This is a genomic window from Microtetraspora sp. NBRC 13810 (genome assembly GCF_030268685.1).
Lineage (GTDB): Bacteria > Actinomycetota > Actinomycetes > Streptosporangiales > Streptosporangiaceae > BSRQ01.
Genome location: NZ_BSRQ01000018.1, coordinates 19,170 through 43,549, shown reverse-complemented (window position 1 = coordinate 43,549; position 24,380 = coordinate 19,170). Strand labels below are relative to the sequence as shown.

General features: G+C 73.3%; 21 protein-coding genes. 7 read left to right on the top strand and 14 right to left on the bottom strand.

Annotated elements, in window-relative coordinates; genetic code table 11:
• Window positions 1-8: 8 nt before the first annotated feature.
• From QSK26_RS29705 to QSK26_RS29685, 5 genes are read right to left on the bottom strand one after another with little or no spacing between them, the layout of a single operon-like run.
• Window positions 9-1,610 carry a dipeptide ABC transporter ATP-binding protein gene (locus QSK26_RS29705; protein WP_352244416.1) on the bottom strand — a complete coding sequence of 534 codons (1,602 nt, stop codon included), beginning with the start codon at window positions 1,608-1,610 and terminating at the stop codon, window positions 9-11.
• Window positions 1,607-2,416 (bottom strand): ABC transporter permease, encoded by an 810-nt coding sequence (locus QSK26_RS29700; protein WP_285778593.1) that lies wholly within the window; start codon window positions 2,414-2,416, stop codon window positions 1,607-1,609. Before QSK26_RS29700 ends, QSK26_RS29705 begins: the two co-directional genes overlap by 4 nt.
• Window positions 2,413-3,384 (bottom strand): ABC transporter permease, encoded by a 972-nt coding sequence (locus QSK26_RS29695; RefSeq protein ID WP_285778592.1) that lies wholly within the window; start codon window positions 3,382-3,384, stop codon window positions 2,413-2,415. Before QSK26_RS29695 ends, QSK26_RS29700 begins: the two co-directional genes overlap by 4 nt.
• A complete protein-coding gene (locus QSK26_RS29690; protein ID WP_285778591.1) occupies window positions 3,381-5,045 on the bottom strand; it encodes an ABC transporter substrate-binding protein in 1,665 nt (554 codons plus the stop codon). The genes QSK26_RS29695 and QSK26_RS29690 overlap by 4 nt, the downstream gene beginning before the upstream one ends.
• On the bottom strand, window positions 5,042-6,712 hold the full coding sequence (locus QSK26_RS29685) for an ABC transporter substrate-binding protein (RefSeq protein WP_285778590.1): 1,671 nt from the start codon (window positions 6,710-6,712) through the stop codon (window positions 5,042-5,044). Before QSK26_RS29685 ends, QSK26_RS29690 begins: the two co-directional genes overlap by 4 nt.
• Before the next feature lie 127 nt (window positions 6,713-6,839).
• On the opposite strand from QSK26_RS29685, the gene QSK26_RS29680 reads away from it, so the two are divergent.
• The 3 genes from QSK26_RS29680 to pip are packed head-to-tail and all read left to right on the top strand — an operon-like array spanning window position 6,840 to window position 9,367.
• Entirely contained in the window at window positions 6,840-7,142 is a 303-nt protein-coding gene (locus QSK26_RS29680; protein WP_285778589.1) for a hypothetical protein, read from the top strand.
• Window positions 7,143-7,198: 56 nt separating this feature from the next.
• Window positions 7,199-8,368, top strand: coding sequence for an acyl-CoA dehydrogenase family protein (locus QSK26_RS29675; RefSeq protein ID WP_285778588.1), 1,170 nt, complete (start codon window positions 7,199-7,201; stop codon window positions 8,366-8,368).
• A 42-nt stretch (window positions 8,369-8,410) separates the two neighbouring features.
• Complete coding sequence (gene pip / locus QSK26_RS29670; RefSeq protein ID WP_285778587.1) at window positions 8,411-9,367, top strand: prolyl aminopeptidase; 957 nt, start codon at window positions 8,411-8,413, stop codon at window positions 9,365-9,367.
• Between the two features lie 113 nt (window positions 9,368-9,480).
• Here pip and QSK26_RS29665 read toward each other — a convergent pair whose 3' ends face one another.
• Window positions 9,481-10,287: an SAM-dependent methyltransferase gene (locus QSK26_RS29665; RefSeq protein ID WP_285778586.1), complete on the bottom strand. Its 807-nt coding sequence runs from the start codon at window positions 10,285-10,287 to the stop codon at window positions 9,481-9,483.
• Between the two features lie 101 nt (window positions 10,288-10,388).
• On the opposite strand from QSK26_RS29665, the gene QSK26_RS29660 reads away from it, so the two are divergent.
• Both QSK26_RS29660 and QSK26_RS29655 read left to right on the top strand, forming a co-directional pair.
• Window positions 10,389-11,786, top strand: coding sequence for an L-lactate MFS transporter (locus QSK26_RS29660; protein WP_285778585.1), 1,398 nt, complete (start codon window positions 10,389-10,391; stop codon window positions 11,784-11,786).
• Window positions 11,783-11,911 carry an MFS transporter small subunit gene (locus tag QSK26_RS29655; protein ID WP_285778584.1) on the top strand — a complete coding sequence of 43 codons (129 nt, stop codon included), beginning with the start codon at window positions 11,783-11,785 and terminating at the stop codon, window positions 11,909-11,911. Before QSK26_RS29660 ends, QSK26_RS29655 begins: the two co-directional genes overlap by 4 nt.
• A gap of 27 nt (window positions 11,912-11,938) precedes the next feature.
• Here QSK26_RS29655 and QSK26_RS29650 read toward each other — a convergent pair whose 3' ends face one another.
• Entirely contained in the window at window positions 11,939-13,624 is a 1,686-nt protein-coding gene (locus tag QSK26_RS29650) for a nitrilase-related carbon-nitrogen hydrolase (RefSeq protein ID WP_285778583.1), read from the bottom strand.
• A gap of 379 nt (window positions 13,625-14,003) precedes the next feature.
• Here QSK26_RS29650 and QSK26_RS29645 point away from each other — a divergent pair, with 379 nt between their 5' ends.
• A complete protein-coding gene (locus QSK26_RS29645; RefSeq protein WP_285778582.1) occupies window positions 14,004-14,633 on the top strand; it encodes an HNH endonuclease family protein in 630 nt (209 codons plus the stop codon).
• A gap of 165 nt (window positions 14,634-14,798) precedes the next feature.
• Here the strand turns inward: QSK26_RS29645 and QSK26_RS29640 are convergent, their stop codons facing one another.
• The 6 genes from QSK26_RS29640 to QSK26_RS29615 form a co-directional block, all read right to left on the bottom strand.
• Window positions 14,799-16,058 carry a cytochrome P450 family protein gene (locus QSK26_RS29640; protein ID WP_285778581.1) on the bottom strand — a complete coding sequence of 420 codons (1,260 nt, stop codon included), beginning with the start codon at window positions 16,056-16,058 and terminating at the stop codon, window positions 14,799-14,801.
• Between the two features lie 20 nt (window positions 16,059-16,078).
• Window positions 16,079-16,795, bottom strand: coding sequence for a TetR/AcrR family transcriptional regulator (locus tag QSK26_RS29635; RefSeq protein WP_285778580.1), 717 nt, complete (start codon window positions 16,793-16,795; stop codon window positions 16,079-16,081).
• A 276-nt stretch (window positions 16,796-17,071) separates the two neighbouring features.
• The gene (locus QSK26_RS29630) at window positions 17,072-17,953 is read right to left on the bottom strand and encodes an amidohydrolase family protein (RefSeq protein WP_285778579.1); all 882 of its coding nucleotides are present in this window, start codon (window positions 17,951-17,953) and stop codon (window positions 17,072-17,074) included.
• Window positions 17,954-18,188: 235 nt separating this feature from the next.
• On the bottom strand, window positions 18,189-19,655 hold the full coding sequence (locus tag QSK26_RS29625; protein WP_285778578.1) for a mannitol dehydrogenase family protein: 1,467 nt from the start codon (window positions 19,653-19,655) through the stop codon (window positions 18,189-18,191).
• Window positions 19,652-20,860: a D-mannonate dehydratase ManD gene (gene manD / locus QSK26_RS29620; RefSeq protein ID WP_285778577.1), complete on the bottom strand. Its 1,209-nt coding sequence runs from the start codon at window positions 20,858-20,860 to the stop codon at window positions 19,652-19,654. Before manD ends, QSK26_RS29625 begins: the two co-directional genes overlap by 4 nt.
• Window positions 20,857-21,873, bottom strand: a complete 1,017-nt coding sequence (locus tag QSK26_RS29615) for a LacI family DNA-binding transcriptional regulator (protein ID WP_285778576.1) — start codon at window positions 21,871-21,873, stop codon at window positions 20,857-20,859. The genes manD and QSK26_RS29615 overlap by 4 nt, the downstream gene beginning before the upstream one ends.
• Before the next feature lie 126 nt (window positions 21,874-21,999).
• Here QSK26_RS29615 and uxaC point away from each other — a divergent pair, with 126 nt between their 5' ends.
• Entirely contained in the window at window positions 22,000-23,433 is a 1,434-nt protein-coding gene (gene uxaC, locus QSK26_RS29610; protein WP_285778575.1) for a glucuronate isomerase, read from the top strand.
• On the opposite strand, the gene QSK26_RS29605 is transcribed toward uxaC, so the two are convergent.
• The gene (locus tag QSK26_RS29605) at window positions 23,414-24,301 is read right to left on the bottom strand and encodes a TIGR03854 family LLM class F420-dependent oxidoreductase (RefSeq protein WP_285778574.1); all 888 of its coding nucleotides are present in this window, start codon (window positions 24,299-24,301) and stop codon (window positions 23,414-23,416) included. The genes uxaC and QSK26_RS29605 overlap by 20 nt on opposite strands.
• Window positions 24,302-24,380 lie beyond the last annotated feature (79 nt).

Genomic DNA, 24,380 nt, shown 5'->3' with positions numbered 1-24,380 from the left:
GTCGTTCCTTACGCCGCGGTCAGCCGGGGAATGGCCGCGATGAGCTCGCGGGTGTACGGGTGCTCGGGCGAGGTGAAGACCGTCTCCACCGGTCCCTGCTCGACCACCTGGCCGTCCTTCATCACCAGGACCCGGTCGCAGGCGTGGTGGACGACGCCGAGGTCGTGCGAGATGAACAGGTAGGCGACGCCGGTCCGCCGCTGCACGTCGTCCAGCAGGTCCAGCACCTGGGCCTGTACCGAGACGTCCAGGGCGGACACCGGCTCGTCGCAGACGATCACCGCGGGCCGCGGGGCGAGCGCACGCGCGACGGCGACCCGCTGGCGCTGCCCGCCGGACAGCTGCAACGGCCGCCTGGGCAGGTGCCGCGCGTCGAGGCCGACGAGTTCGAGGAGTTCCACGGCGCGGTCCCTGCGCCGTTCGCGGGGCACGGCGGCGACGGCGAGCGCCTCGTCGAGCACCTTGGCGACGGTGTAACGGGGGTCGAAGGACGCCAGCGGATCCTGGTAGACCACCTGGACGCTCCGGCGCAGGGCGCGGCGGTCCCGGCCGGTGACCTCGGACCACGCCTGGCCGCCCACCTGGACCGAGCCGGAGTCGGGTTCGGTGAGGCCGAGCGCGATCCTGGCCGTGGTGGTCTTGCCCGAACCCGACTCGCCCACGATGCCGACGGTCTCGGCGGCGCGCAGCGTGAAGGACACGTCGCGGACCGCCTGCCGGGCGACGCCGTCGGGGCCGCGGAAGGACTTGGTCACCGCGTCCACCCGGATCACGACGTCGCCCGGCGGGCGGCGTTCCCCCGGGGGCGCCGGGGTGCCGGACAGCCGGGTGCCCTTGGTGTGCTCGGCGGGGATCGCGGCGAGCAGGCTCCGGGTGTAGTCGTGCGCGGGGGCGCGCAGCACCTGGTGGACCGGCCCCTGCTCGACGATGCGGCCGTCCTTCATCACCGCGACCCGGTCTGCGAGCCTGGACACCACGGCCAGGTCGTGGCTGATGATCAGCAGCGACCTGTCCTCGCTCTTCAGTTTCGCGAGCAGGTCGAGCACCTGGGCCTGGACGGTCACGTCCAGCGCGGTGGTGGGCTCGTCGGCGATGATCAGCTCGGGCTCGCCGGCGATGGCGGTGGCGATGAGCGCGCGCTGCCGGAGCCCGCCGGACAGCTCGTGCGGGAGCTGCCTGGCGCGCAGCCCGGGTTCTGGCACGCCCACCTGGGCGAGCAGTTCGGCGATCCGCTCCGCGCGGGCCCGCCGGGACAGCGGGGTGTGCGCGGCCAGCACCTCGTCGATCTCCTTGCCCACCCTGCGCAGCGGGTCCAGGGAGACCAGGGCGTCCTGGAGCACGAAGCCGATCCGGCCGCCGCGGATCGCGCGCCAGTCGCGTTCGCGCAGCCGGGTGAGGTCCCGGCCGTCGAAGGTGAGCGCGTCGGCGCGCACGGTGGCGCCGTCGCCGGTGAGCCCGACCAGGGTGCGCGCGGTGACGCTCTTGCCCGAGCCGGACTCGCCGACCAGGGCGAGGCACTCGCCGCGGCGGACCTCGAAGGAGATCCCGTCCACGACGGTGCCCGCGCCGAATCCGATGCGCAGGTTCTCCACCCGCAGCACCGCCGTCACGAGGTCCTCCCTTCCGACCGCAGCCGCAGCCATCTGCCGACGACGGTCACGCTGATCACGGTGAGCGTGATGGCGGCGCCCGGGAAGACGCCGTACCACCAGGCGCGCGAGATGAAGTTGCGGGCGGTGGAGAGCATCGATCCCCATTCGGGTTCGGGGGGCGGGGTGCCGAGGCCGAGGAAGCTCAGCGCCGAGCCGGCGACCAGCGCGGTGCCGACGCCGATGGTGGCGAGGATGAGCACGGGCTTGACCGCGTTCGGCAGCACGTGCCGCAGCACCACCCGGGGACCGGACAGGCCGAGGGCGTGCGCGGCCTCGACGTAGGTGGACCGCCGGATGGAGAGCGTCTGGGCGCGGACCACCCGCGCGTAGTTCGGGATGTTGGCCACGCCGATGGCGACCAGCGCGTTCCACGTGCCGCCGCCGGCCACGGTGATCACCACCAGGGCGAGCAGCAGTTCGGGGAAGGCGAGCCCGACGTCGGACAGGCGCATGATCAGGCCCTCGACGAAGCGGTTGCCGAGCCCGGCCAGCACCCCGAGCAGGCCGCCGCCGACCAGCGCGATCGCGATCGCGCCGAAGCCGAGCAGCAGCGAGGTCCTGGTGCCGAAGACGATCCGGCTGTAGACGTCCCTGCCGTTCTCGTCGGTGCCGAGCAGGTGCTCGGCGCTGGGCGGCTGGAGGGTCCGCGCGCTGTCCACCGCGAGCGGGTCCTGCCCGGTGAACAGGTGCGGGGCGAGGGCGGCGGCCACGAGCAGGACGAGGACCAGCGCGGCCAGCCACACTCCCGGTCTGATCCCCTTCACGCGGCTCCCTCCACGACTCGTCCGGCCGCCGCCGGGACCTCCCGCAGCCGCGGGTCGATGACCAGGTACAGCAGGTCCACCACGAGGTTGACCAGGACGTAGATCCCGGCGGAGAGCAGCACGACGCCGAGCACGACGGGCAGGTCCTTGGCGTCCACCGCGCTGATCAGGAGCCGGCCGATCCCCTGCCGGGTGAAGAGCGTCTCGGTGATCACCGCGCCGCCGAGCAGCGCGCCCACCCAGTAGCCCGACATCGTGACCAGCGGGGTCAGCGCGTGCCGCAGGGCGTGCCGGAGCCGCACGGTGAGGTCGGCCAGGCCGCGGGTGCGGGCGCTGACGATGAACGGCTCCTCCAGCACCTCCTCCAGCGCCTCGCGCAGCACGTGGCCGAGCACGCCCGCGATGGGCAGCGCGAGCGCGAAGGCGGGCAGGATCAGCGACCGGAACCCGTGGCTGCCGGTGGCCGGCAGGATCCGCAGCCCGAAGGAGAAGACCGTGAGCAGCAGGATGCCGAGCCAGAACGACGGCGTCGAGGCGACGAGCAGTTCGGCCCCGGAGGCGGCGCCGCGGACCCAGCGGCGCCGCCTGGCCGTGGCCAGGGCGACCGCCACCGACAGCGTCAGCGCGACGACCGCGGCGGCCAGCGCGAGCTCGACGGTGGCGCCCGCCTGCTCGCCGATCGCCTGGGTCACCGGCTCGTGCAGCCGGTAGGAGGTGCCGAGGTCACCGTGCAGCACCCGGCCCAGGTGGGACAGGTACTGCTCGTACCACGGCCGGTCCAGGCCGTACTCCCGGGTGACCTGGGCGATCACCTCGGGGGTGGGCGCGGCGTTCTCCCCGCCGACGATCGCCTGGGCGGGATCGCCGGGGGTGAACTGGATGACCAGGAAGCTCAGGGTCGCCGCGCCCCACAGCACGCCGGCGCCGGCGAGCAGCCGCCACCCGATCAGCCGCAGGACGCGGTTCATTCGTCCAGCCAGGTGTCGTAGAAGTAGGGCGAGGGGTAGGCGGGCGGCAGGACCAGGTCGTGGACCTTCCTGTTGTAGGAGACCGGCCGCGGGTCCTCGTAGTACGGGATCGCCGGCACCAGCTCGATCAGCCTGGCCTGGACCTGGTTGTACAGCTCGGTCTGCCGGGCCTTGTCGGTGGTCTCCCTGGCCTCCTGGACGAGGCGGTCCACCTCGTCGTCGGAGAGCCGGGCGACGTTCTGGCCGCGCCGCTCGTCGGTGGTGATGTTCTTGGAGGAGTACTGGATCCACAGCACGTCGGCGGTGTTGGTGGCCCACAGGCCGGAGGTCAGGTCGTAGTCGCCGGCCAGCGCGCGGTCGCTGACCTCCTGGGTGGACGGCGTCTGGATCTGGATGTCGATGCCGGCCTTCCTGGCCGCGGCCTGTGTCTGGACCGCGATCTGCATGCGCTGCGCGGGGAAGGTCGGGTCGATCGGGAAGTAGGCGACCAGCCGCTTGCCGTCCTTGGTGCGGATGCCGTCGGCGCCCCTGGTGGTCCAGCCGGCCTCGTCGAGGAGCTTGCCGGCCTTGTCCGGGTTGTACTCGATCTTGCCTTCGAGACCGCTGGCGTAGTCGGGGGTGGAGGAGTTGATGAACCCGGAGGCCACCCGGTACTGCCCGAAGGAGATGCCCTTGATGATCGACTCGCGGTCCACCGAGTAGAGCAGCGCCTGCCGTACCCGGACGTCGTCGAACGGGGCGCGGGAGGTGTTCAGCCAGAAGGACATCGGGTGGCCGGGGCGGATCGCGCTGAGGAAGGCGAGGTCGGGGTTGGCCTTGACGTCCTCGACGTTCTGCGGCGGCGTGAAGTCGATCGCGTCCACCTCGCCGGAGGCCAGCGCGTTGTAGCGGGTGGCGTCCTCGCCGAGGAAGCGGATCTCCAGCCCGTCCAGGTAGGCGGGCCCGGTGTGCTTGGCGCCCTTCGGACCCCAGTTGTAGTCCGGGTTCTTGTGGTAGGTGATGCTCTGTCCCTTGACCCACTTGTCGAAGACGAACGGGCCGGAGCCGATCGGGTGGTCGCAGATGGTCTGCGGGGCCTCCTTGATCTGCTTGGCGGAGATCATCCCCAGGTAGCCCTGCGCGAGCACGTTGAGGAACGGCGAGTAGGCCGAGGAGAGATGAACCTCCAGCGTGTACTCGTCGATCACCTTGCTGTCCTTGTACGGCGCGATGTACGCCGCGGCCAGCGGGGACTTGGTGGCCGGGTCCCGCATGTGCTCGAAGTTGGCCTTGAGCGCCTCGGCGTTCCACGCGGAGCCGTCGTGGAACTTCACGCCGTGGCGCAGCTTGAAGGTGTAGGTGCGGCCGTCGGGCGAGATCGTCCAGCTGTCGGCCAGCCACGGTTCGATCGTGCCGTCCTGGTCGAACCAGACCAGCGAGTCCGACACCGGGACGGTGACCACGGGGCCGTCGGAACTGGCGTTGCCGTGCGGGTCGGCGCAGGTGGGTTCCTGGCCGTTCTCGCCGAGCACCAGGGTGCCGCCGTGGCGCGGGGTGCCGGTGTCCGGCGAGCCGCCGGTCGCGGTGCCGCCGGTGTCGCCGGTGTCGCCGCCGGAGCCGCAGGCCGCGAGGAGGAGGGAGGCCCCGATCGTCACGGCGGCCATGCGTACAGTCGTTCTCATCGATCCAGCCAGGTGTCGTAGAAGTTGACGGCGCCGTAGGCGTTGTCCCAGCCCAGCCCCTGGACCGTGCTCTGACGGGAGACGAGGCTCGGCCGGTTGTACAGCGGGATGGCGGGCGCGAGGTCGATCAGCCTCGCCTGCGCCCGGGTGTAGAGCCCGGCCCTGGTCTTCTCGTCGGTGGCCTTGCGGGCGTCGTCGAGGAGGCGGTCGAGCTCGGGGTCGTCCAGCCGGGTGGTGTTCTGGCCGCGCCGGTCGGGGGTGGTGATGTTCGCCGAGGAGTACTGGATCCACAGCACGTCGGCGGTGTTGGTGGTCCAGATGCCGACGGAGATGTCGAAGTCGCCGCTCGCCGTACGGTCCGACTGGACCTGCGAGGTGACACTCTCGATCTTCACCTGCAGGCCGGCCTTCGCCGCGGCGGCCTGGGCCTGCACGAGGATCTGGGTGTTCTGCGGGACGGCGCCGGTGTCCAGGGCGACCGCGGTCAGCCGCCTGCCGTCCTTGACCCGGATGCCGTCCGGCCCGCGCTTCCAGCCGGCCTCGTCGAGCAGCCGGTTCGCCTCGGCCTCGTCGTGGGAGATCTTCCCCTCCGGGTCGCCGGCGTAGTCGGGGGTGGAGGGGGTGACGAAGCCGCCGGCCACCTTCCACTGGCCGAAGGACACGCTGTCCACGATCGCCCGGCGGTCCACGGCGAGCGTGATCGCCCGCCGTACCCGGACGTCGTCGAAGGGCGCGCGGGAGGTGTTCAGCCAGATGGAGAAGGGGTGGCCGGGCCGCTCGATCGACGCGAAGCGCAGACCGGGGTCGCTCTTCACGTCGGGGACGTTGACCGGCGGGGTGTTGTCGATGACGTTCACCTCGCCGGACGCGAGCGCGTTGTAGCGGGTGGCGTCCTCGGCGAGGAAGCGGATCTCCAGCCCGTCCAGGTAGGCGGGCCCGGTGTGCGCGGCTCCCGGCGGGCCCCAGGTGTAGTCGGGGTTGCGGCGGTAGGTGATGTTCTGCCCCTTGACCCACTTGCCGAAGACGAACGGGCCGGAGCCGATCGGGTGCTCACAGGTGGTCTGCGGGGCCTCCTTGATCTGCTTGGCGGAGATCATCCCCAGGTAGGACTGCGCCAGCACGTTGAGGAAGGCCGAGTACGGCGTGGCGAGGCGCACCTCCAGCGTGTACTCGCCGGTCACCTCGGCGTCCTTGTAGGGCGCGATGTACGCCGCGGCCAGCGGGGACTTGGTGGCCGGGTCCCGCATGTGCTCGAAGTTGGCCTTGAGCGCCTCGGCGTTCCACGCGGAGCCGTCGTGGAACTTCACGCCGTGGCGCAGTTCGAAGGTGTAGGTGAGCCCGTCGGGCGAGACCTTCCAGGAGGAGGCCAGCCAGGGGTGCAGCTTGCCCGCGGGGTCCTGCCAGAGCAGGGAGTCGAAGATCGGACGGTCGACGACGGTGGTGTTGGTGGCGCTGAGCTGGTGCGGGTCGAGACAGGCCGGCTCGTCGCCGTTCTCGCCGAGCACCAGCGTGCCGCCCCGGCGCGGCGTGCCGGAGGCGCCGTCACCGGCGCCGCCGCCGGCGCCCGCGCCGGTGACGGCGCCGCCGCAGGCGGCCAGCGAGGCGGCCAGGGACAGGGTGAGCAGTGCGGAGAGCAGGAATGGTCGGGAGGGGGTGCCTCGGGTCATGGGCCCAGACCTTAAAGGGGCAATGTGATGTGTGTCATTGCAATGTGACGTATTGCATATATTGCCTACCTGTTTTGAGGGATTAGGGTAGATCGTAGCTTCCTTCGCAGAACGGATAAAGACCCCCATGAGTACCGAAAGCGCTCCGCCTGTGGCCGACCGGCCGGCCGTCCGCGTGATCGCCGACGACGGCGCCGCCTCGATCGCGGTCGCCGCCGCCAAGGCGTACGCCGAGCCGGTGGCCGTCGAGCTGGGCGGCGCGGTCTTCGAGCTCGGCGGCACCCGCTCCAGCCTGGAGCCGCTCAACCTGAACCGGCACTGGCGCAACGCCAGGACGCACACCCTGCACGACCCGGCCCGCTGGAAGCTCCAGCACATCGGCCGCTACGTCCTCAACGGTCAGCTACCACCCCGGCACGGCCTGCTCTGACCCGGCTCGCCATGACACGTACCGTTCCAGCACAGCTTGTCGAGAAGGACCCCGAGATGTCCCCTGCTTCCGGCGTGACCGGGTTGCGCGAGCGCGCCGGCGCGCTCCTGGCCGAGCTGGCCGCGGGCGCGGCCGACCGCGAACGGCTGCGCGAGCTGCCGCGCGCGGAGGTCCGCCGACTCGCCGAGGCCGGCCTGTTCACCTTCCGCGTCCCGGCCCGGTACGGCGGCGCCGGCTCCTCCGTCGAGGAGGTGATCGGCTTCGTCGTGGACCTGGCCGCGGCCGACTCCAACATCGCCCAGGCGGTCCGGCCCTGCTTCGGGCGGGTGGAGGCGCTGCTGGCCGGGCCGGAGACCGACCGGCAGGTGTGGTTCCCCAGGTTCCTGGCCGGCGACGTCTTCGGCAACGCCGGCTGGGAGACCGGCGGGCCGAACGGCGCCGTCGGCTCCCGGATCACCCGGCACGGCGACCACTACAAGGTCAACGGGGTGAAGTTCTACAGTACGGGCGCGCTGTTCGCCGACTGGATCGGCAGCGTCGCGGTGGACGAGGAGGGGCGGAAGGTGTTCTTCACCGTGCCGCGCGACCGTCCGGGGCTGCGCCTGGTGGACGACTTCGACGGCATCGGCCAGCGGCTGACCGCCAGCGGCACCACCGAACTGGACGACGTCACCGTCCACCCGGAGGAGATCGTGCACCGGGACGCCGGGGAGGGGCGTTCTCCGGTCACCCCGTTCCTGCAGCTCTACCTGGCCGCGGTGCAGGCGGGCATCGCCAGGAACGCCCTCGCCGACGCGGTCGCCTTCGCCCGCGAGCGGGCCAGGCCCATCCAGCACAGCGGCGCCGTCCGCTCGGTGGACGACCCCTACGTCCGGCAGGCGGTGGGCGAGATCTCCGCCCGCGCCTACGCGGCCGAGGCGGCGGTGCTGCGCGCGGCCGGGGCGATCGACCGCGCCTGGCGGGACGGCCTCTCCCCCGCCTCGCTGACCGGGGCGTCCGTCGAGGTGGCCCAGGCGCAGTTCTTCGCCGCCGAGGCCGCGCTCAAGGCGGGCGAGCTGCTGTTCGACGTGGCCGGCGGCTCGGCGACGCTGCGCGGGCACAACCTGGACCGGCACTGGCGCAACGCGCGTACCGTGGCCAGCCACAACCCCCGCCAGTGGAAGGCCGCCGTGGTGGGCGCCCACCATCTCACCGGCGCCGAGCCCCCGGTGAACGGCCTGTTCTGAGCTGCCGCCCGCCCGCCGGGCGATGTGACAGGATGCCAGGTCATGAGCCTGTATCCGCCTGTCGAACCGTACGAGTCCGGCCTCCTCGACGTGGGCGACGGCAACCACGTCTACTGGGAGGTCTGCGGCGATCCCGGGGGCAAGCCGGCGGTGATGCTGCACGGCGGCCCCGGGGGCGGCTGTTCGGCGGACCACCGGCGCCAGTGGGACCCCTCCGCCTACCGGATCGTGCTGTTCGACCAGCGCAACTGCGGGCGCAGCCTGCCGCACGCCAGCGACCCGGCGGTGTCCCTGGCGGCGAACACCACCTGGCACCTGGTGGCGGACATGGAACGGCTCCGCGAGCACCTCGGCATCGAGCGCTGGCAGGTCTTCGGCGGCTCGTGGGGCAGCACACTCGCGCTGGCGTACGCCCAGACGCATCCCGGCCGGGTGACCGAGCTGATCCTGCGCGGGATCTTCACACTGCGCGAGGCGGAGTTGCGCTGGTTCTACCAGGAGGGCGCCTCCTACCTGTTCCCCGACCTGTGGGAGTCCTACGTGGCGCCGATCCCGGAGGAGGAGCGCGGTGACCTGATCGCCGCGTTCCGCAGGCGGCTGGAGAGCTCCGACCCGGCCGTGCGGGAGCCCGCGGCGCGGGCGTGGGCGCAGTGGGAGGCCGGCACGATCACCCTGCGGCCCTCCCCCGGCCTGGTCGCCGACTTCGGCGAGGAGCGGATGGCCCTCGCCTTCGCCCGGATCGAGAACCACTACTTCACGCACGGCGGCTTCATGGAGTCCGGGCGGCTGATCCGCGACGTGGACCGGATCAGGCACATCCCCGGCGTGATCGTGCAGGGCCGCTACGACGCGTGCACCCCGATGGCCACCGCCTGGGACCTGCACCGCGCCTGGCCGGAGGCCGACTTCCACCTCGTCCACGACGCCGGCCACGCCTACACCGAGCCCGGCATCCTGCACCACCTCGTCCAGGCCACCGACCGGTTCCGCCCGACCTGACGCACCGGTCGTCCCGAGCGGCGGCGGGTCGCAGAACGGCGCGAGTCGAGCGGGCCGGCCGGGGCAGGGGCCGACGTGCCGGCCGGTCTGCCGCGGCTCACTGCGCACACCTCCTAGGGCATCCGCCCCACCCCGCCGACCGCCCCCGCCTGGCCCGGCTCGTGGAACGGCGCCCGGTCCTCCGGCCGCCAGTCCTGGAGCGGGACGACGCCGGGGTCCAGCACGTCGAGGCCGTCGAAGAAGGACAGCACCTGGGCGGGGGTGCGGGAGGTGGCGCCGGGGACCGAGGTGCGGCCGATGACCGAGCGGCCCTCCTTCTCCTGTTCCTCGGTCAGCTCGCCGAGGGAGCCGTGCGACACGACGAGGTAGCCGCCGGGGGTGAGGGCCGCCCTGAAGGTCCCGGCGATCGCGGACGCCTCCGCGTCGTCGGGGACGAAGTGCAGGACGCCCAGCATGAGGATGGCCACGGGGCGGGAGAAGTCGAGGTGGGCGCGGATCCCGGGGTGGGCGAGGAGGGCCGCCGGGTCGCGCATGTCGGCGTCGAGGGCGATCACGTCGGCGTTCTCGGCGAGGATGGCGCGGGCGTGCGCGAGCACGATGGGGTCGTTGTCCACGTAGACGACCCGTGACCCGGGGGCGGCCTCCTGGGCGACCTCGTGCACGTTGCGCCTGGTCGGCAGGCCGGCGCCGATGTCGAGGAACTGGCGGACGCCCAGCCCGGCCAGATGGGTCACCGTGCGGACCAGGAAGGCGCGGTTCTCCCTGGCGATGTCACCGACGTTGGGTAAAATCTCGATGATCTTGTCGGCGGCCGCCCGATCGGCCGCGAAGTTGTCCTTGCCGCCCAGGTAATAGTCGTACATCCGGGCCACACTGGGCACAGTCGGGTCCACGCCCGCGGGTACGCCGATCTCTTCCACGTCGATCCTCGCCCTCTCCTTTGACCGCACGTCACCGTGGATCTTGCCGGATATTGACGAAGATCTCGACGCTTACCCAGCTTTTGACATACTGTTCCGGCATGCGTGACGAAGTGGGTCAAAGACCCAATTTCGGTTTCCTCGATCGATCGCACACTGTTGCGCCCCCCACCTGGAGCCGCTGGCTCGTACCCCCCGCGGCGCTGTCGGTGCACCTGGCCATCGGCCAGGCCTACGCCTGGAGTGTGTTCAAGCCCCCACTGGAATCGGCGCTCGGCCTGTCCGGCACGCTCAGCGCCCTGCCCTTCCAGCTGGGCATAGTCATGCTCGGCCTGTCCGCCGCCTTCGGCGGCACGCTGGTCGAGCGCAACGGCCCGCGCTGGGCGATGTTCGTCTCGGCGATCTGCTTCTCCTCCGGCTTCCTGCTCTCCGCCCTCGGCGTCTACACCCACCAGTACTGGCTCGTGGTGCTGGGATACGGCTTCGTCGGCGGTATCGGCCTCGGTATCGGTTACATCTCGCCCGTCTCCACGCTGATCAAATGGTTTCCGGACCGGCCCGGAATGGCCACCGGAATCGCGATCATGGGTTTCGGCGGCGGCGCCCTGATCGCCTCGCCCTGGTCGGCGCAGATGCTGTCGTCCTTCGGCACCGACACCGGCGGGATCGCCACCGCCTTCCTCGTGCACGGCCTGGTCTACGCGGTCTTCATGTCGCTGGGCGTCTTCCTGATCCGCGTGCCGCCGGACGGCTGGACGCCGCCCGGCTGGTCACCCGCCAGGACCACCGTGCGCCGCCTGGTCACCACCGCCAACGTGTCGGCCAGGAACGCGATCCGCACCCCGCAGTTCTGGTGCCTGTGGATCGTGCTGTGCTTCAACGTCACGGCGGGGATCGGCATCCTGGAGAAGGCCGCCCCCATGATCCAGGACTTCTTCGCCGACACGGCCACGCCGGTCGCGGCCGGCGCGGCGGCGGGCTTCGTCGCCCTGCTGTCGCTGGCCAACATGGCCGGCCGGATCGTGTGGTCCTCGACCTCCGACCTGATCGGCCGCAAGAACATCTACCGGGTCTACCTCGGCGTGGGCGCCCTGCTGTACCTGTCGATCGCGCACTTCGGCGACAACTCCAAGCCGATCTTCATCATCTGCGCGCTGGGCATCCTGTCCTTCTACGGCGGCGGCTTCGCGACCGTCCCCGCCTACCTGAAGGACCTGTTCGGCACCTACCAGGTGGGCGCGATCCACGGCCGGCTGCTGACCGCCTGGTCGACCGCCGGCGTGCTGGGGCCGCTGATCGTCAACGCCATCGCCGACGCGCAGGAGCACGCCGGCCGTACCGGGCCCGCGTTGTACACGACGTCGCTGTACATCATGATCGGCCTGCTCGCCGTGGGGTTCGTGGCCAACGAGCTGATCCGGCCGGTGAACTCCCGGTTCCACGAGCCCGCTCCCGCGGAGGAGCGTGAGCCGCTGGTCACGAAGGGGGACGCGTCATGACGACCGCGGATCACGGCTCGCGCCGTACCGGGCTGATGGTGCTCGCGTGGCTGTGGGTGGGGCTGCCCCTCGCCTACGGCGTCTACGAGCTGATCCTGAAGCTCACCCAGTTGTTCGTCGGCTGACCCGCCGCGCCCGCCGCCGGGCGGCTGTCAGCGCCGCAGCATCGCGGCGCCGAACAGGTCCGTACGGCGGCGGGCGAGCTGGGGCTTGGCGGCGCACGCCGCGCCCGGTCCGGCCGCGCCGCCCAGGTCGGCCCGCAGGGAGGCCCAGCCCTCTCCCCTGGCGAGCGCCTCGCCGCGCGGCACCGTCACCGCGTCCGGGGAGAACACCCCGCCCGGCACCGGCCCCGCGTTCGCCATCGCGACCCAGACGTGCGAGTCTCCGGCGCGCAGCCGCGCGGGATGGGCGAACACCTCCTGCGGCGCCCGCAGTTCCGCCGGGTTGAGCGGCACCCTGGTACCGGCGAACGGCACCGGGAAGGGCCAGTCCACCGCCGCGGGCACCGCCAGCACGTCGGCGCCGAGCACCGCGAGCGCCCGCGACGGTTCGAAGGGCTCCAGCTCCTCACCCGCCAGCAGCCCCAGGCTCCCCCACGGCCGCGCGACCGTGCGCGGGCCCTCCTCCCCCGGCTCCGCCCACGCCGCGTGCGCCCCGAGGTGCGTCACCTCCCGGCGCGCGATCTCACCCGCCGCGCCGACGAGCACCACGGCGTACCGCGCCGCCCCGCCGTCCGCGGGCACGGCGAGCGCGGTGACCGCCTCGCACCCGTGCTCCGCGCACCACTCCCGCAGCCCGTCCACCGCCCGCCCCGCCCGCGCGGCCTCGGGCACCCCGCCGGTCAGGTGGAACGCGGGCAGCACCGCGAGCCCGGTGCCCTCCGGAGGCGGCGGAGCCGCCGCCGTCCCCGGCCGGATCGGGGACGCGGACAGGACCGCGAGAGTGAGGTCGCCGGAACGGGCGGCGGCGCCGAGGAGGGCGTCGCGGTCGGGGCGGGGCCAGACGGTGGCGCGGGCGAGGGGGCGGTACTCGGCCGGGCGGCGGGCCGCGAGGCGGGCGCGTCTGGCCGCCGCCGCGGCGTCGAGGTCGAGCGTCGCCGTACGGTGGCCCGGGCCGTCGTCCAGCGCGGCGAGCACGGTCCCGGTGTGGTCGAGCACGCAGCTCCCGCCGGCGAACTGCACGGTGCGGGCGCCCAGTCTCTCCGCCCCGGCCTGGTCGGCGGCGACCAGCGGCAGCCCGTTCTCCCAGGCGCGCAGCCGCCAGACGGCGCTCGGCCCCGGTTCGAACACCCAGGCCGTGGGCAGCGCGACCCAGTCGGCCCCGGCCAGCGCGGCGTACCGGGCCGTCTCGGGGTAGTCGGCGTCCGCGCAGATCAGCGGGGCGACCCGGCCCGCGGGGGTGTCCCACACCGGGGGCGGGGCGTGCCCGTCCACCGCCCACAGCGGATCGGCGACGAAGGAGTGCGCCTTGCGGTAGGCGCCGGCGGGGCCGTCGGGGCCGACGAGCACGCACGTGTTGTGCAGGGTGCCGAGGCCGGGGTCGAGCTCCGGCAGGCCGAGCACCAGCCAGGTCCCGGTGCTCCGGCACAGCTTCGCCAGGCGGCGGACCGACGGCCCGTCCACCGGTTCGGCGAGGCCGCGCACCGCGTCCTCGTCCGGCCACAGGTAGCCGGTCAGCGCCAGCTCCGGGGTCACCACCACCCGGGCGCCGTCCGCCGCGGCGGCCGCGGCCAGTTCCTCGATGGCGTCCAGGTTGGCGGCCACGTCTCCGTGGGCCGCGGTGAGCTGCACGACGCCGACGGTGACCGTGCGCCGTTCGGCGCGCCGGGATGAGGTCATGGGGGCGGCACTCCGTCACTCGAAGGGGGCGACGCTGGGCGTCCCGGGGATCCCGTGCGCATCGCGTCGAATGCCGCGTTTCACCTCTTCGAGCCGGATGCGTTCCGAGATGACGGATCCTATCGGCACCGTGGGCGGCCGGTCAGTCCCTGGACCCGGCCTCCGGCCGTCCGCGGCCACGCGCCGGGCGGGCCGGACCTTCGCCCCGCCGTCTCCCGCCTCCCGGCGACCGTCAACCGGCCGTGCGGGCACGCCTCGTACCGGGCTCGGAAAGCCTGGACGCCCGTTCGTCAGGAAAGCGGCAGCACCTGCCCCAATGATCGTCAAGGACCGCGTGGAGCATCGAACCGCCCGTGGGCGCGTCTCTACCGTCCGGCGCGTGAAACTCAGTGCACCGCTCGTCACGAGCGCATCCACGTTCGCCGTCGCCCTTTCCCTCCTCACCGTGCCGGCCGTCGCCGCGCCGCCCCCGCCGCCCACCCTGTCCACCGCCCGGATCCAGCTCAAAGGTCTCACCGTGGCCCCGGCCGACAGCATGGCCGGCTTCAAGCGTGACCTGTTCCCGCACTGGGACCGGGTCGAGGGACGCTGTGACACCAGGGAGATCGTGCTGCGGCGTGACGGTCAGGACGTGGTCGCGGACAACGAGTGCCGCGCGGTCCGCGGCGAGTGGCACTCGCCCTACGACGGGGAGACCTGGACGGACGCCGCCGACATCGACATCGACCACATGGTCCCGCTGGCCGAGGCGTGGCGGTCGGGCGCGGCGGACTGGTCCACCCAGCGCCGCCGTACGTTCGCCAACGACCTGGACACCAGTCAGCTGTGGGCCGTCACCGACAACGTGAACCAGGCCAAGAGTGACAAGGACCCCGGGGTGTGGAAGCCGCCGCAGCGGAGCTTCCACTGCACCTACGCCCGATCCTGGATCGAGGTCAAGAACGAGTACGGCCTGTCCGTCGACAGCGCGGAGAAGGCGGCACTGGAGGAGATGCTCGACCGCTGCTGAGCCTCGGGTCCGGCTCCGGGCGAACCGCGTCCGCCCGGAGCCGGACCGGCGCGGCCACGGGTCACCCGCCAGGAGCCGTACCGCGGGACCGCTGGTCAGCCCGCCAGGAGTCGTACGGCGGGACCGCTGGTCAGCCCGCCCGGAGCCGTACGGCCGGGCCGCTGGTCAGAGCCGGACCGGCAGCCGGGCCAGGCGCCAGGTCCCCGGCACCGGCTCGCGCTCCAGGTCCTGCGGCGGGACCGCGAGGGCGAGGCCGGGGAAGCGGCGCAGCAGCGCCGCGAACGCCACCTCGCCCTCCTGGCGGGCCAGCGCCGCGCCCAGGCAGTAGTGCAGCCCGTGCCCGAACCCGACGTGGGTCTCCTTGCGGCCTTCCTGCTCACGGGCGAGATCGAGCCGCTCCGGCCCGTCGAACTCGCGCGGGTCGTGGTTGGCCGACACCAGGATGGCCATCACCGGCTCGCCGCGCCGCACCGTGACCCCGCCGATCTCGATGTCCTCCGTCGCGTACCTGGTCCTGGTCATCTGGACGGGGCCGCACCAGCGCATCAGCTCGTGCACCGCGCGCGGCATCAGCTCCGGCTCGGCGCGCAGCAGGGCCAGTTGCGCGGGGTGGGTGAGCAGCGCGGCGGTGCCGTTGCCGATCAGGTGCGCGGTGGTCTCGTGCCCGGCGAACACGAGGGTGAGGACCATGGTGGTCAGCTCGGTGTCGCTGAGCCGGTCGCTCTCCTCCTCGTGCACCCGGATCAGCTCGGTCAGCAGGTCCCCCGCGGGCTCCGCGCGGCGCCGGGCGACCAGCGCCTCGATGTACTCGATCATGCCGACCAGCGCGTCCCCGGCGTCCTGCGGCTTCATCGACGTCAGCCCCTTGCCCCAGTCCCGCCACTGCGGGCGGTCCTCCTCGGGGACGCCGACCAGCTCGCAGATGACGGTGATCGGCAGCGGGTAGGCGAAGCCGTCGATGACGTCGGCGACGCCGTCCACGGCGGACTCCTCCAGCCGGTCGAGCAGTTCCTCGGTGATCTCCTCGACCCGTGGCCGCATCTCCGCCACCCGGCGCGCGGTGAACGCCCGCGACACCAGCCGGCGCAGCCGCACGTGGTCGGTGCCGTCCGTGTCGAGCATGGTGTCCAGGACGTAGGGGGCGTACTCGTCGGGTATGCCGCGGGACTTGAGTATCTTCACCCGGAGGTTCTCCGTGTCCGCGCCGGGCACGTTGGCCGGGTTGTTCACGAACCGCTGGTCGCTCAGCACGGCCTTGATGTCGTCGTACCGGGTGACGATCCAGATGGGCGCCTCAACGCCGAAGATCTTGCCGAGGACCGTCGGCGACTCCTCCCTGATCCGCGCGAAGCCGCCGAACGGGTCGCTCAGCAGCGCGGGGTCCATCAGGTCGACGATCTCCGCGCCGGAGCCGGTCATGCTCATGATCTGTCCTCCATCGGTGGTCAGCTGAGATCCCGCCTGCCGATCTCCTGCCGCAGGCGGTCGAGCATGTGCTGGTAGAGGGCGACGACCCGGGGCACGACGGTGTGGACCGCAGCGCGATCGCCGGGGGTCTCGAAGGCCGCCCTGACGACGTGCGCGAGCATGGCGGCCCTACCCTCGACATCCGGGCCGCCGGGGGGCATCAGGGCGTCGGCGGTCAGGTAACCGGTGATGATCGCGCCGAGCGCGTGGCGCTGCGCCTCCCGCGACTCGTCCGCGCGGACGAGCCCGTGCTCGCGGAGCACGTCGAGGTAGGCGTCGACGACGCGCCACCGCTCGTCGAGGATGTCGCCCGCGACATCCGGCGCGCTGCGGGAGAGCGTGCCGAGCGTCTCGGTGTCGCCGATCAGGACCGCGCGCAGGATGGGGTCCTCGTGCACCCATCTGAACGCCGTGGCGACGATCCTGCTGAGCAGGACCGCCTCGGGATCACGCCGGATGTCGTCCAGGAACCGCTCGGCCAGCGCGAGCTGCGAGCGCATCAGGACCGTGAGGAACAGCGCCTCCTTGGTCTCGAAGTGCAGGTAGACGGTCCCCTTGCCGACCCCCGCCCGGCGGGCCACCTCGTCGACGGTCACCCGGCGGTATCCCCACGACACCAGCAGCTCCCCGGCGGCGTCGAGGATCCGCTCCGCCCGCCGCCTCCGGTCCGCCCTCGGGTCCGCCGTCTTCCGCATGCGCCGCCCTCCCCCTCGTGACTTCGTGACCGGATGAGAAATCTGGTCACGCGGTCACACGACCACAGTAAGCCGCGGGTCCCGTCAGGACAAGGGCTTCGATCCGGAGAACGCGGCGCCGCCTACGCGAGCCCGCGGGCGCGTACGACGGCGCCCGTCCGGCCGCGGGCCGGTTGGGGCCGGCCCAGCCAAGCTTGTAGGCGCGTACGGCGGCGCCTGTTGGGGCCGGCTTAGCCGAGCTTGTAGGCGCGTACGGCGGCGCCTGTTGGGGCCGGCTTAGCCGAGCCTGTAGGCGCGTACGGCGGCGCCGCCGAAGACGCTCGCGCGCTCGGGCTCGGACAGGCCCGCGGTGAGCCGCTCCGCCGCGTCGGTCACCTCGGCGTAGGACGCGGCCAGCAGGCAGACGGGCCAGTCGGAGCCGAACATGACCCGCTCCGGGCCGAACGCCTCCAGCACCACGTCGGCGTAGGGACGCAGGTCCTCGACGGTCCAGCCGGGGATCCGCGCCTCGGTGACCATGCCGGACAGCTTGCAGTACACGTTGGGCGACTGGGCGAGCTCGCGCACGCCGGAGGCCCACGGCTCCAGCTCGCCGCTCGCGATCGGCGGCTTGGACAGGTGGTCCAGGACGAAGGTGAGCCCGGGGAGCGCGCGGACGGTCTCGATCGCGGCGGGCAACTGATGCGGGAGGGTGAGCAGGTCGTAGACGAGCCCCGCGTCCGCCACGGCGGCCAGCCCCCGGCGTACGTCGGGACGGCACAGCCAGGCGAGGTCCGGCTCGCCCTGCACGCCGTGCCTGATCCCGGCCAGCAGTTCCCCGCCCGTCCCGGCGCGCAGGGCCGCGAGCGCCCCCGGCACGTCCGGCGCGGTGAGGTCCACCCAGCCGACCACCCCCGCCACCAGCGACGAGCCCGCGGCGAGCGCGAGGAACTCGGGCGTCTCCTTCGGGTCGGCCACCGTCTGCACCAGGACCGTCCGCGAGACGCCGGCCCGCCGGGCGTGCGGTGCGAGGTCGTCCAGCGTGAAGTCCCGCCGGATCGCCGCCATCTCCTCACCGGTGATCCACGGCTGGTCGCGGACGCTCAGATCCCACACATGGTGGTGGGCGTCCACCCGCGTCACCGCATCGCCCACCACGCCGCCCTCCAGCCCGCTCATCGAACCCCTCCCCAACTCATGCCCCCCATCATCCCCCGCCCCGCCGCCCCGCCGCCACAGCAGAGAAGGCGGGGGGCCGCCCACCCCGGCGCGCGGAGGCGGGGGAAGGTGGCCGCCCACCCCGGCGCGCGAAGGCGGGGGTGGGTGTCCACCCCTGCGCGGAGGCCGGGGAGAGGTGGGTGCCCACCCCTGCGCGCGAAGGCGCGAAGGCGGGGTGCTTGGGGCGGGGGTGGGGTCAGGGGGTGTGGAGGAGGTGGGTGACGTGGGTGGTGACGGCGGTGGTGAAGGAGTCGGTCTCGGGGAGGTCGCGGCCGAAGATGGGCTCGATGGCGGTGAGGCGTTCCACCAGGGTTCGTGGGGTGGTGACGCCGGAGGCCGCGGCGCGCAGGCGGTCGGCGAGGGGGTCGTCCAGGGGCAGCGGGCGTCCCCTGGCGTCCCGGCCGCGGGCGACGTAGACCATCCACGCCGCCACGCCGAGCGCGGCCCACTCGGGGGTGGCCCCGGCGGCCAGCCGGTCGCGGGCGGTGCCGAGGAGTCGCAGCGGGAGCTTCTGGGAACCGTCCATCGCCACCCTGACCGTGCGGTCCGGCAGCGCCGGGTTGGCGAACCGTTCCAGGACAGCCTGCCGGTATCCGGCGAGGTCCACGCCGGGCGGCACGGTGAGGGTGGGCCCGGCGTCCTCCTCCATCAGCCGCCGCGCCGCCGCCGCGAGGCCGGGGTCGCCCACCGCCTCGGCGATGGTGTCGTACCCGGCCAGCGCCCCGAGGTAGGCCAGCAGCGAGTGCGACGCGTTGAGCAGCCGCAGCTTCACCGCCTCGTAGGGCGCCACGTCCGAGGTGAGCACCGCGCCGGCCAGCTCCCAGCGCGGCCGGGCGGCGGCGAAGTCGTCCTGGATCACCCACTGCCGGTACGGCTCCGCCGCCACCGCACCCTCGTCCCGCACGCCCAGCAGCCCGGCCGCGTCCCGCCGGTCGGCGTCGGTGGCGGCGGGCACGATGCGGTCCACCACACTGGACGGGAACCGCACGGCGTCCTCGATCCACCCGGCCAGCGGACCGCCCTCCGCGGCCGGCAGCGCCGCGCAGAAGTCGAGCACGAGGCGGCGCAGCACGGCGCCGCCCGCGACGAGGTTGTCGCACGACATCACGGTGATCGGCGCCCCGCCGCGCCGCATCCGCTCCTGGAGGCCGCGGGCCAGCCTGCCGACGGCGCTGACGGCGGGCCCGCCGGCGAGGTCGGCCAGGACCACCGGGTCGGCGAGGTCGAGCCCGCCGTCCCCGGCGCGCCGGTGGCCCTTCTCCGTCACGGTCAGCGTGACGATCGACACGGCCGGGGAGGCGATCCGGCCGCGGACGAGGTCCGGTTCGTCGCCCGCGTGCACGATCTCGCGGAGCGGCCCGGCGACCCGGGCGGACAGGTGGCCGGGGCCCCGGTCGAGCACCGTGTAGAGCCCGTCCTGCGGGCGCAGCAGCCGCACCACGCCGGCCGAGCGCTGGGTCACCCCGCAGATCCCCCAGCGCGGGTCGTCGCCGGCCCGGACGGCGTCCTCGGTGTAGAGCGCCTGGTGGGCCCGGTGGAAGCCGCCGACTCCCAGGTGGACGATGCCGACGGCCAGCTCGGCGGGATCGTACGGCGGCAGCCGTACCCGGCCTTCGCGCCTGAGCCGCGGCAGCTCGGCCAGGCTCAGCCTCTCCGCGGTCACCAGCTGTGCACCGTGCCGTCCATGAGCCTGCTGACCGGGAGGTAGGCGGGCTTGTAGGGGTAGGCCGCGGCGAGTTCCTCGTCGATGTCGACGCCGAGGCCGGGTTCCTCCGAGGGGTGCAGGTAGCCGTCCTCGAAGTGGTAGCCGTGCGGGAAGACGGCGTCGGTCTCCGGGGTGTGCCGCATGTACTCCTGGAGGCCGAAGTTGGGGATGCTGACGTCGAGGTGCAGCGCGGCGGCCATGCACACCGGGGAGAGGTCGGTCGCGCCGTGCGAGCCGCTGCGCACGTGGTACAGGGCGGCGAGGTCGAAGATGCGCCGCAGGTGGGTGATGCCGCCCGCGTGCACGACGGTGGCCCTGATGTAGTCGATGAGCTGCTCGGTGATCAGCGTGTGGCAGTCCCAGACGGAGTTGAACACCTCGCCCACCGCGATCGGGGTGCGGGTGTGCGCCCGGATGAGCCGGAAGCCCTCCTGCAGCTCGGCGGGGACCGGGTCCTCCATCCAGGTCAGCGCGTAAGGCTCCAGGGCGAGACCGAGGCGGCCGGCCTCGATCGGCGTGAGCCGGTGGTGCACGTCGTGCAGCAGCCGCAGCTCCGGGCCGAACTCTTCGCGCACCCGGGCGAAGACGGAGGGCGTGAAGCCGAGGTAGCGTTCGGTCGACCAGGCGGTCTCGCCGGGCAGCGCGGCGTCGGCCGGCTCGTAGAACAGCTTGTCCTTGCTCACGCCATAGGTGCCTTCGAGCCCCGGCACGGCCGTCTGCACCCGGACCGCGCGGTAGCCGAGGTCGCGGTAGCGGGCGACCTCGGTGAGCACGTCGTCCACGTTCTCGCCGTTGGCGTGGCCGTAGACGGTCACGCCCTCCCGGGAGCGCCCGCCGAGGAGTTGGTAGACGGGGAGGCCGGCGACCTTGCCCTTGATGTCCCACAGGGCGGTGTCGACGGCGGCGATCGCGCTCATCGTCACCGGGCCGCGCCGCCAGTAGGCGCCCTTGTAGAGGTACTGCCAGGTGTCCTCGATGCGGGCGGGGTCGCGGCCGATCAGCAGCGGGATCACGTGGTCGGTCAGGTAGGAGGCGACGGCCAGCTCGCGGCCGTTGAGGGTGGCGTCGCCGACCCCGGTCACCCCCTCGTCGGTGACGATCTTCAGGGTGACGAAGTTGCGGCCGGGGCTGGTCACGATCACCCGGGCGTCGGTGATTCTCACTGGTGCGCTCGCTTCCTTGGTCGTTCGGTGGCCGCGGCGGGGCCGGTGCTGCCCCGGACGAGGAGCTGGGTGTCCAGCTCGCGTACGGGCGGGCCGCTCGCGCCCGGGTGGCCGAGGAGGCTGAGCACGAGGTCGACCCCGGCCCTGCCGATCCGTTCCTTCGGCACCGCGATCGTGGTCAGCGCGGGGGTGGCCATGACGGCCTGCGGGATGTCGTCGCAGCCGACGACGCTGATCCGGCCGGGCACCGCGGCGCCGCGCGCGGCGAAACGGCTCACCAGTCCCAGCGCCATCACGTCGTTGTACGCGACGACGGCGCTCACCCCCGCGGCGAGGACCACGTCGGCGGCGGCCACCCCGCCTTCGAAGGTCGGCGCGTAGCCGCCCAGCTCGGCCAGGTCCACGCCGCTCTCCGCGGCGGCGGCGCGCAGCCCGGCGGCGCGCTCGGCGTTGGACCAGGAGGTGGCCGGGCCGGCGGCGAGCCCGACCCTGCGGTGGCCGAGCGCGGCCAGGTGCGCGATCGCCCGGCGGGTGCCGCCGGCGTTGTCCGCGGTGATCGCCGGGACGGCGCCCGCCCTGCGGTTGAGCAGGACGAGGGTGACGTCGCCGGCCAGGGCGAGCAGCTCCTCCTCGCTCAGCCGGGGCGAGCACAGCACCAGGGCGTCCACCTGCCTGGCGAGCCTGCGTGCGAGCCGGGCCTCCAGCAGCGGGTCCTCGTCGGTGTCGGCGACGAAGACCGCGTACCCGGCCTCGCGGGCCCTGGCCTGCACGCCCTTGACGACGCCGGGGAAGAACGGGTTGGCCAGGTCGGGGACGATCATGCCGAGGTTGCCCGTCCTGCCGGTGATGAGCCCTCTGGCCACCGGGTTCGGCTCGTAGCCGAGGCCGGCCGCGGCCCGCCGTACCCGCTCGGTGGTGGCGGGGCTGACCACGGCGGAGCCGGCCAGGGCCCGGGAGACGGTCGAGGGCGAGACGCCCGCCGCGCGGGCGACGTCACGGATCGTCGCTCCCATGCCCGCCTCCCCTGCGCTCGTCGCGCGCCCAGTGTGAAATCGTTTGTAGGAGAAGTCAACCATGGTGGCTTCTCGCCCATTCGACAGGCTTGCAATCGTTTGTGATCCCGGTCAGGCTTGCGAGGTGTGACGCATCCGAAGCTGCATCCCGACCGCGCGCTGCCGGCCGATCCGGCGACCCGCGCCGCCGCCCGCGAGATCCACGCGGCGACCCGCGACCTGCCGCTGCTGTGCCTGCACGGGCACGTCGAGGCGTCCCTCCTCGCCGACGACGCCCCGTTCGGCGACCCGGCGGAGCTCTTCGTCACGCCGGACCACTACCTCACCCGGATGCTCGTCTCCCAGGGCGTGGCGATGGAGGCGCTGGGCATCGCGGGCCGCGACCCGGCCGCGCTGCCCGCCGAGACCGACCCGCGGGCGATCTGGCGCACGTTCTGCGAGCACTGGCACCTCTTCCGCGGCACGCCCACCCGGTTCTGGCTGGAGTACGAGCTGGTCGAGGTGCTGGGCGTGACCGGGACGCCGTCGAGGAAGACGGCGGACGCGCTCTACGACGAGATCGCCGCGCGGCTGGCCGAGCCCGCGTTCCGGCCCAGGGCGCTGTTCGAGCGGTTCGGCATCGAGGTGCTGGCGACCACCGATTCGGCGCTGTCCACGCTCGCCGACCACGCCCGGATCAGGGCGGACGGCTGGCGGGGCGAGGTCGTGCCCACCTTCAGGCCCGACTCGCTGCTGCATCCCGGCCGGACCGGCTGGCCCGCCGAGATCGCCGCGCTGGCCGGGCTGACCGGGGTGGACACCGGCTCCTACGACGGGTTCCTCGCGGCGCTGCGGGCCAGGCGGCGCGCCTTCGCCGAGGCCGGGGCGCTGGCCACCGACCACGGCCACGCCACCGCCGCCTCCGAGCGGCTCCCCGCCGCCGAGGCGGCGCGGATCTACGCCGAGGCGCTCGCCGGCGGCGCGGACCCGGCGGCGGCCGGCGCGTTCGCCGGGCACATGCTGCACGTCATGGCGGAGATGTCGCGGGACGACGGGCTGGTCATGCAGATCCATCCCGGTGTGCTGCGCGACCATGACCCGGGCGTGCTGGCGGCCTACGGCCCGGACCGCGGGTTCGACATCCCGGCCGGGGCGGAGTTCACCAGGGCGCTCCGGCCGCTGCTGGCGTCCTTCGGCCGCGACCCCGGGCTGCGGCTGATCGTCTACACCACGGACGAGACGACCTACAGCCGCGAGCTGGCCCCGCTGGCCGGGGTCTACCCGGCGCTGCGGCTGGGCGCGCCGTGGTGGTTCCTGGACAGCCCGGACGGCCTGCGCCGCTACCGGGAGGCGGTCACCGACAGCGCCGGGTTCTACAACACCACCGGGTTCGTGGACGACACCCGGGCTTTCCTGTCCATCCCGGCCCGGCACGACCTGGCCAGGCGCGCCGACGCGGGGCACCTGGCCCGCCTCGTCGCCGAACACCGCCTCACCCTGGCGGAGGCCGTCGAGACCGCCGTCGACCTCGCCTACGACCTGCCCCGCCGGGCGTTCGGGATCAGTTCTCCAGGGGCTTGAGCTCGGCGGCGAACTCCTCCAGGAACCCCTCCGCCGAGCGCACCGGGGCGGCCGGCCGTACCACGAACTTCGTCAGGCCGGCCTCGACGTAGCGCCCGATGAGGTCGCGGGCCGCGGCCCAGCCGACGGGGACCAGTGTGGCGGGGTCGGTGCCTGGGCGGCGGCGGGCCACGGCGGCGGCCAGCTCGGCGGGCACCGCGTCCACGGCGACGGGGACGCTGATCCCGAAGTGGTCGGCCTCCACCTCACGGCCCGCCTCGGCCGCGTGCTCCTGGATGCGCAGCCGCCCGGCCTCCGCCTCCCGCGGGGTGAGCAGGCTGGCCAGCCAGCCGTCGGCGAGGCGGCCGACCCGGCGCAGCGCTTCCGGGCCGCTGCCGCCGAGCCAGATGTCCAGCGGCCTGGGCGGCAGCGGCCCGACCCTGGCGTCCGACACGCTGTAGAACTCGCCCTTGAAGGTCACGCTCTCCTGCCGCAGCAGCAGCCGGAGCAACGTCATGGCCTCGTCGAACACGGCCCCGCGCGGCCCGCCGCCCGGCAGCGGGAACACCGCCCGCTCCTCGGGCCTCGCGGGCAGCAGCCCGAAGGCGGGAAGCACCCGTTTCGGGGCGAGGGCGGCCAGCGTGGCGAGCTGCTTGGCGACCAGCACGGGGTGCCGGCCCGGCAGGATGGCCACGCCGGTGCCGACCTTGAGCCGCTCGGTCGCCGCCAGCGCCCAGGCCATGCCGACGAACGGCTCGGCCGACGGCCCGTAGACGATCTCGGACAGCCACAGCGAGTCGATGCCCAGCGCCTCGGCGCGCCCGGCGACCGCGGCGAGGCGGTCCGCGCCGTCGCCCGGCGGAGGCGCCACTCCGATCCGAACCTTCATCCGTCCATCAGATCACGATTCATGAACCGAACCCGGTTCGGGGTCTCCTCCCGGCGGAGCCGCCGACATACGTTCTGAT

Coding starts and splice junctions, on each gene's coding strand:
- QSK26_RS29690 (WP_285778591.1), bottom strand. CDS start 5,045: ATGAGAACGACTGTACGCATGGCCGCCGTGACGATCGGGGCCTCCCTC.
- QSK26_RS29695 (WP_285778592.1), bottom strand. CDS start 3,384: ATGAACCGCGTCCTGCGGCTGATCGGGTGGCGGCTGCTCGCCGGCGCC.
- QSK26_RS29650 (WP_285778583.1), bottom strand. CDS start 13,624: ATGACCTCATCCCGGCGCGCCGAACGGCGCACGGTCACCGTCGGCGTC.
- QSK26_RS29615 (WP_285778576.1), bottom strand. CDS start 21,873: ATGGGAGCGACGATCCGTGACGTCGCCCGCGCGGCGGGCGTCTCGCCC.
- QSK26_RS29680 (WP_285778589.1), top strand. CDS start 6,840: ATGAGTACCGAAAGCGCTCCGCCTGTGGCCGACCGGCCGGCCGTCCGC.
- QSK26_RS29640 (WP_285778581.1), bottom strand. CDS start 16,058: ATGAGCATGACCGGCTCCGGCGCGGAGATCGTCGACCTGATGGACCCC.
- QSK26_RS29675 (WP_285778588.1), top strand. CDS start 7,199: ATGTCCCCTGCTTCCGGCGTGACCGGGTTGCGCGAGCGCGCCGGCGCG.
- pip (WP_285778587.1), top strand. CDS start 8,411: ATGAGCCTGTATCCGCCTGTCGAACCGTACGAGTCCGGCCTCCTCGAC.
- QSK26_RS29635 (WP_285778580.1), bottom strand. CDS start 16,795: ATGCGGAAGACGGCGGACCCGAGGGCGGACCGGAGGCGGCGGGCGGAG.
- QSK26_RS29660 (WP_285778585.1), top strand. CDS start 10,389: ATGCGTGACGAAGTGGGTCAAAGACCCAATTTCGGTTTCCTCGATCGA.
- QSK26_RS29655 (WP_285778584.1), top strand. CDS start 11,783: ATGACGACCGCGGATCACGGCTCGCGCCGTACCGGGCTGATGGTGCTC.
- QSK26_RS29630 (WP_285778579.1), bottom strand. CDS start 17,953: ATGAGCGGGCTGGAGGGCGGCGTGGTGGGCGATGCGGTGACGCGGGTG.
- QSK26_RS29685 (WP_285778590.1), bottom strand. CDS start 6,712: ATGACCCGAGGCACCCCCTCCCGACCATTCCTGCTCTCCGCACTGCTC.
- QSK26_RS29605 (WP_285778574.1), bottom strand. CDS start 24,301: ATGAAGGTTCGGATCGGAGTGGCGCCTCCGCCGGGCGACGGCGCGGAC.